Annotated in this window: 6 protein-coding genes; 2 read left to right on the top strand and 4 right to left on the bottom strand. The window is 66.4% G+C overall.

The window, feature by feature from the left end:
- Positions 1-159 precede the first annotated feature (159 nt).
- On the top strand, positions 160-453 hold the full coding sequence (locus tag GY937_14800; GenBank protein MCP5057972.1) for a DUF3626 domain-containing protein: 294 nt from the start codon (positions 160-162) through the stop codon (positions 451-453).
- A 38-nt stretch (positions 454-491) separates the two neighbouring features.
- Here the strand turns inward: GY937_14800 and GY937_14795 are convergent, their stop codons facing one another.
- The 4 genes from GY937_14795 to GY937_14780 all read right to left on the bottom strand — a co-directional run bounded on the left by GY937_14795 (position 492) and on the right by GY937_14780 (position 4,587).
- Positions 492-1,229 (bottom strand): MBL fold metallo-hydrolase, encoded by a 738-nt coding sequence (locus GY937_14795; protein ID MCP5057971.1) that lies wholly within the window; start codon positions 1,227-1,229, stop codon positions 492-494.
- Positions 1,226-2,149 (bottom strand): NTP transferase domain-containing protein, encoded by a 924-nt coding sequence (locus tag GY937_14790; protein ID MCP5057970.1) that lies wholly within the window; start codon positions 2,147-2,149, stop codon positions 1,226-1,228. The genes GY937_14795 and GY937_14790 overlap by 4 nt, the downstream gene beginning before the upstream one ends.
- Entirely contained in the window at positions 2,146-3,183 is a 1,038-nt protein-coding gene (locus GY937_14785; protein MCP5057969.1) for a phosphotransferase, read from the bottom strand. The genes GY937_14790 and GY937_14785 overlap by 4 nt, the downstream gene beginning before the upstream one ends.
- Positions 3,184-3,330: 147 nt before the next feature.
- Positions 3,331-4,587, bottom strand: coding sequence for a spore maturation protein (locus GY937_14780; GenBank protein ID MCP5057968.1), 1,257 nt, complete (start codon positions 4,585-4,587; stop codon positions 3,331-3,333).
- Positions 4,588-4,814: 227 nt separating this feature from the next.
- Here GY937_14780 and dacB point away from each other — a divergent pair, with 227 nt between their 5' ends.
- Complete coding sequence (gene dacB, locus GY937_14775; protein ID MCP5057967.1) at positions 4,815-6,230, top strand: D-alanyl-D-alanine carboxypeptidase/D-alanyl-D-alanine-endopeptidase; 1,416 nt, start codon at positions 4,815-4,817, stop codon at positions 6,228-6,230.
- The last annotated feature ends 313 nt before the right edge of the window (positions 6,231-6,543 follow it).

Genomic DNA, 6,543 nt, shown 5'->3' with positions numbered 1-6,543 from the left:
GGCTCTCGATCGCGAACTCGACACCGATCCGACCGACACCGATCCGACCGACACCGATTCGCCGTTCTGACGAGAAACCAGCACTCGCGCGCGACCACGGCTAGATGATCAGATTTCTACGGTTTCTCGTGATCGCCAACAACCGAGGAGGCGCTTGCTGTGCTCTGTGAGCGCTACGACGTGCAACTGCTGTGGCATGGCGGCTTCGCACTGCGGGTCCAGGATGTGCCCACCGATTTTCGTGGTCCGAGGATGCCGGCGTTGGCCCGGCGGGTCGCGCCAGCGGGTGTGGTCACAGCTGCTGAGATCGGTGTTGCAGCGGCCGAGCTGGTGCACGCTCCCGATCCTTGGGCGGCATTTGGGCCCCCTGCAGATGCGTTGCAAGCCCTCAAGCTGCTGTGGCATGTCCTGCTGCGCTACGGCCACTACGGCCGGTGCTTTGAAAAAAACTGAGCGAGCGCTGGCTGCTCGGAACTCACGAGCAACGTCCCCTACAGCTTGATGACCCGGCCGTCGTCGGCGATGTCGAAGCCCATGTGGTCGGTGAGGTTTCGCATCTCGTCGCCCATGTGGGTCAGGATCAGATCCTTGACGTCGAAATTCCGGCGCTGCTCGGCGAGTTCGTCGAGAGAGAGGTGGTACTCGAAGCTCTGGCTGACCTGGGTGCATTCGCAGAGGAAGAGATCCGTGCCGGCGACTTCTCCGGGAAGCTCGTCGAACCAGCCCGTATCGCCGGAGTACGCAATCCGGTGAGCGCCCGTATTGATGATCAGCCCGTGGGGGCAGGAATCCGGCGAATGTCGGGTTTCGAACGCGCGTGCGCGGATCGGTCCGAGCTCCGTCTCGGAGCCGGCCACCAATTCCTGGAACTGGATCGGGAAGCTCCACTCGTGGTCTTCGATCCCGTGGCCCAGGGCCATGGCGACCCGTCGTACCCGCGTCTCGACGGTCGGGGGGCCAACGATACGGATCGGCTTGCGACGGGCATCTTGATATTCGGCGGCGAGCAGGAAGAGCGGGATGCCGCCGAAGTGGTCGGCATGGAAATGGGAGATGACGATCACGTCGATCTCGTCGCGAGAGATACCGAGAGCGGCGAGGCCGGAGCCCGTGGTCTGGCCACAATCGATCAACGCGCCACCGGAGGGAGCGCGCACCAGGTAGGCGGATTGGCGCCGGCCGCCAGAGCCGAAAGCGTCGCTCGTGCCGATGAGTACGACTTCGCTCATGCCGCTGCCCCGCAAGGATGGAAGGTGCCGCCCGCAAAGACACCGTCGTGGCCGTGGAAGCCGTCGGGCAGCTGTTCGTTATCCCAGACCACGACCCGATCGAGCTCGGCGTTGGCAGGGACCCCTGCGCCGGCTCCAATGACACGATCCTTGGCGAGCACGACTCCCCGGGCCCGGGCGAGAGCAGGGACGTCGAGGTATCGCAGCTTCGGCTCGGCGAAATTGGCCACCAGGTACTCCTCGGCCGTCCCTACCGGAATCCAATGCGTGTCCGCCTCGCCCCCGATTTCGGCACCGACATCGCCTAACGCGCCAGCTCGCGGGGCGAGCCAGTCGTCGAGATGGTTGAACACCTCGCGATCGGGCAGGCTGTCGAAGGCTTTGGGCGAAAGGATATTGAGCCAGGTGTAGACCCCTGCCGCCTTCTCGCCGCCCAGGTCGAAGCGCCCGGCGATGCGCCGCAGGCGTCCCTGGCCGTCGACTCCGATCGTCCCGAAGCGAGCCGCACGGGGGTCGTCGCGCAACGACAACGTTGCTGCCCAGCCGCTCGCCCTGTGACGCTCGATGAGCGCCGCCAGGTCGAGATCGAGAATCATGTCGCCCCCGAGAACCAGGCAGGGATCGCTCTCTCGGAGGAACTCCCTCACGCGGCGGATCGCTCCCCCGGTATGGAGGAGGCTCTCCTCGTGGGAGAAGTGCAGCTCCATGCCCCCCGGACAGTTGGCGATACACGCCTCGCGAAGTGCCTCGGGCAGGTGATGGGTGTTCACGACGACTTCCCGCACACCCACCGATGCGAGCAGTGCCAGCGGGTAGGCGACCAGGGGCAGACCGCGCACCGGCACGGCCGGCTTGGGGAGCAGGTGGGTCAACGGCTGTAGCCGGGTTCCAAGTCCAGCACCGACGATCATCGCCCTCATCGCGGGGCACCTGCGTCTTCCGGCAGGGTCCGAACCAACTCGGCCAGTCGGGAGAGTTCCGGTGCGAAGCCCGCGCAGGCGTCTGCTGCACGGTGCAGCATGCGAACCGTGGCGGGGACGTGCTCGAGCTCCGCATCTCGACCGCGATTCGCCGCCGCATACAGGAAGCGCGCGTGATCCTTCCCCTTGCGGGTGAGCGTCAGGAGATCGAAGCGTTGCCGGAGCGTGCCCGGCAGGACGGCCTCCGGGAGCGTCGACGCGACCTCCCGGAGCAGCGTGTCGACCTCGGGTTCGGGCACTGGCAGATAGGAATCGCGAAGCAAGCAGACCAGGTCGTACTCGGGCGGAGCGAGAAACGCGCCCTGCAGGTCGATCCATGTGATGCGTGCGTCCGCCGTGGGGGCGGAGAGCAGGAGATTGCGGCTCTGGAGATCGCGATGCGCGAGCCGCATGGGAGCGTCGGCGACCTGCCCGGCAATCCACTGGAACGCTTCACGTACGACCGCGGCTTCGCTCTGGGTGGCGGTACGGCCGAGGCCCGTGGGCAAGCTCCACTTCTGGAAGAGCTCGGCCTTGTAGCGGAAAAGGGCTTCGTCCAGGCGCCGACCGAAGGCCGGAATGGCGGGATCGGCGGGCACGGACTGGAGGCGGGGAATCGTGTCGACGACACGGCGCGTCCAGACGGCGCGATGCTCGGGAGCGAGCGTAGCGGCGCGTTCGAGGCTGAGGTCGCCGCAATCTTCGAGGAGTTCGATGCCCAGGTTCGCGTCGCCACCAAGCCTGCCCGGTACCGGGAGGCCATGCTGTTCGAGGTGGGAGCGCAGCGGCTCGAGCGGGGGCTCGGGCACTGCATTGGCGGGGCGCCCGGCCGGGTCTTCGGCAGCTTCGACCCGGGCGATGACCGAGGCCGGAGTTCCACGAACCTGAACCCGGTAGAAGCGACGCAAGCCGAGGCCGGCCGGGATTTCCTGGATCGAATCCACATCGCTTCCGAGACACTCGGCCGCGAACGCTGCAACGCGTTCAGGAGTCATCGTATGACCGGAGGAAGGCGGCTCCGTCATCGGCACGTTCTGCGACTGGGGCGAAACGATATGCATGGCAGCCGAACTTCCGACCCCTCCGCCGCTTGCGGGTACAACACGGGCTCCGCGCTGAGCTTCTCCCATTTCGGCCGGCTGTCAGCCGAAGAAGAGATGGCAAGCCACCACGGCACCGACGAATCCTGCAAAGTCTCCCGCCAGGCACGCCGGCAGGATGTGACGTGCATCACCGACTCTCGCCGCACCCAGGTAGACGGCGAGCACATAGAACGTGGTTTCGGTCGAGCCCATCAGTGTGCTCGTCACCAGGCCGGTGAAGGAATCCGCGCCGTGCGTCTGGAGGATCTCTGCCATGACCCCAAACGAGCCGGAGCCGGAGAGGGGGCGCAGCAGCGCCATCGGCAGGCTTTCCGCTGGAACGCCCACGGTAGAGGTCAGGGGTTCGAGCCAACCAATGAAGAGATCCAGAGCACCCGAGCCGCGGAACATGCCGATCGCGACCAGAATGGCGACCAGGTAGGGAGCGATGCGGACGGCCACATCGAGGCCCTCGCGCCCAGCGTCGACGAGTACGTCGTAGACGCGTACGCGTCCCGCGACGCCAACCAGCACCATTCCGGCGATCAGCAGCGGGAGCATCCAATGCACGATGAGTTCATCGCGCACGAAGCCCCACGCACCGATTTCCGGGATGCGTTCGTTCAGGCGCCACACCAGGCCCGCGAACAAGGCGATTCCGAAGGTGGTCAACACGACCGCGCGCTGTCGGCCCATCGGCTCCGCCGGTGCGTCGACATCCGGCAGTTCGATGTCGGGAAGATTCTCCTCCTCCGGCGGCTCCTCTTCGACAGCGTCGCGCCGTTCCGGTGGGTTGGGACGGAACATGGGGAGCCGTTGGAGCATCAAGCACACCGTGATGGCGACGGTGGTCGAGCAGAAGGTGGCGAATAGCGTCGGAACCCAGATGGCGAACGGCATGCTGGAGCCGGCCTCGACGCGAGCGAAGACGGTGCCGGTGGGCGGGAAGAGGACGATCGAGGAGGTGTTGATCGCCAGGAAGAGCGCCATCGTGTTGGTGGCCGAGCCTTGAATCGGATTGAGCTTGTTCAGCTCCACCATCGCCTTGATGCCAAAGGGCGTCGCTGCGTTTCCGAGCCCCATGATGTTCGCGGCGAAGTTCATGATCATCGCCGCCATGGCGGGATGGTCGGGCGGAACGTCCGGGAAGAGCCGGCGCAGGATCGGCCGCAACCCTCGCACCACCCAGCGCAACATGCCGCCATCCGCCGCGACGCGAACCAGGCCGAGAAAGAGCACCATGCCGCCCGTCAGCGTGATGACGAGCTCGATCGCGCTCTTGGCGGCTTGCAGGGCACCGTTCGAGACCGCCTCCATGCGGCCGGTAAAAGCAGCCGCGACCACGGAGACGAGCACGAGGCCGATCCAGATGACGTTGAGCACCGCAAACCCCCCATCGGTGCGGACCCCCAAGAGACAAGCGGGCAACGGGCAAAGGTGCAAGGCGAGACGACCGAGGGGCTCCCGGACGGCCCTGCATCGCGAGGCCCGATTGCAGGCGGTCGGGCCCGTGGATAGGTTCGGCAACGCAAGGGAGGTTGGGCATGCGGCGACGATCGTTCGGACAGGGTTGGGTGCTCTTGCTCCTCGGGCTCATCGCTTCGAGCGTCGATGCCTCGGAAACGATCGATCGGGCCCTGGCGGCTCCGGGCCTGAAGAGTGCGCGTCTCTCGGTGCTGGTGGTCGATCGCGAGAGCGGTGAGCCGCTCTATTCCCGGCACCCGAATCGGCCGCTGGTGCCGGCTTCGAACCAGAAGCTGCTGACCGCCGTCGCCGCCCTCGCGACCTGGGGCCCCACCCACCGCTTCGAAACGGAAGTGCTCGCGCCGGGGCCGGTAGGGGCCCACGGCGAGCTTGCCGCACTCTATGTGCGGGGTGCCGGCGATCCCTCGATGACCTCCGAACAGTGGTGGAGGTTGGCGGCCGATCTTCGTGCGCTCGGCGTCGTCCGGATTCGTGGGCCGCTCGTCCTGGATGATCGGGCCTTGGATGACGAGCGCTGGCATCCGAGTTGGCAGCCGATTTCCGCGCGCGCGTACCACGCACCCGTTGGCGCCTTGTCTGCGAACTACGGAGCGTTCCGCGTGCGGGTCGCGCCGGGTGCCAAGCTGGGGGAGGCGGCCCGAGTCACCCTGGATCCCCCTGTTCCGTATCTGGAGCTCCGCAGCCAGGCGCGTACCGGTCCATCCGGTAGCCCTGCGGCGCTGACGGTGGATCGGGTTGCGCTCGGAACCGCCGAGGAAGTGCGCGTCTCCGGCTCGCTTCCCTTCGGCGGGGACGCGAAGGACGTCTACCGCTCGGTTGCGCACCCCACACGCTATGCCGCGGCCGTGCTACGCCAGCAGCTCGCCGCCAATGGGATCGCATTGGAGGGGGCGACACGGCGAGCACCGGTGCCAGAAGATGCGCAACCCCTGATGGCTTTCGAAGGGTTTGCGCTGGGTCGCATCGTCACGCTCTTCGTGAAGAACAGCAACAACATGATTGCCGAAGCCCTCGTGAAGTTGCTTGGCCGCGGGTCTGCAAGCGAGCCCGGAACCTGGCCGCGCGGGCTAGCCGCCATGCGTGCACAGCTCACGAGCATGGGAATCGACCTGGAGGGGATGCGTCTGGCCGACGGTTCCGGGCTCTCTCGTGACAACCGGGTCTCGGCCCGCGTTCTTGTCGAGGTCATGCGGGCCGCAGATCAACGCTTCGAAATGGCTCCGGATCTGCTCGCGGCCCTGCCCATTGCGGGACGGGATGGCACCTTGAAGAAACGCGCATCGACCACGCGAGATCGGATGCGTGGAAAGACGGGGTTGCTGACCGGCGTCACCGCCCTGACCGGGATCGCCCAGACTGCAGGCGGGCGCGATGTGGTCTTCTCGATTCTTGCCAACGGCTACACCCGTGGCGACCGTGCGGCCATGAACGCGGTGGATGCGTTCGCTGAGGCGGTGGTTGGCGAGAGCTGGTAGGGGCTGGCGGCCGGTCGCGTGAGCGGTTCGATCGCCACCTGCGGTGCGCGGTGATTGGCCGGCCTGGTTCTCGCGGGGCTGGTGAGGGGGGACGGGTTGGGGGTGACGGCATCCTTTCATCCTGCGGTGGGTACTCGTCCGGCCGACGCGTAGGCGCGGCGCTCTAGCCCGCCTGGTCCATGAGTTTTCCTTGACATCAAGAACAAACAATGCCAATATCAACACCATGGTGCGTCGGACTTCTCAGCTTGATCTTCCTCTTCATGGCTGGGGTGGAAGGCGCGAGGGCGCGGGTCGCAAGCGCGGCCCGAAC

Source organism: bacterium, assembly GCA_024228115.1.
Classification (GTDB): domain Bacteria; phylum Myxococcota_A; class UBA9160; order UBA9160; family UBA6930.
The sequence above is the reverse complement of the archived record's forward strand: the minus strand, read 5'-3'. Positions and strand labels throughout refer to the sequence as shown.

Bases quoted from the DNA above. Each gene is read 5' to 3' on its own strand.
- GY937_14795 (MCP5057971.1), bottom strand. From the start codon at position 1,229: ATGAGCGAAGTCGTACTCATCGGCACGAGCGACGCTTTCGGCTCTGGC.
- GY937_14790 (MCP5057970.1), bottom strand. From the start codon at position 2,149: ATGAGGGCGATGATCGTCGGTGCTGGACTTGGAACCCGGCTACAGCCG.
- GY937_14785 (MCP5057969.1), bottom strand. From the start codon at position 3,183: ATGACTCCTGAACGCGTTGCAGCGTTCGCGGCCGAGTGTCTCGGAAGC.
- GY937_14780 (MCP5057968.1), bottom strand. From the start codon at position 4,587: ATGGAGGCGGTCTCGAACGGTGCCCTGCAAGCCGCCAAGAGCGCGATC.
- dacB (MCP5057967.1), top strand. From the start codon at position 4,815: ATGCGGCGACGATCGTTCGGACAGGGTTGGGTGCTCTTGCTCCTCGGG.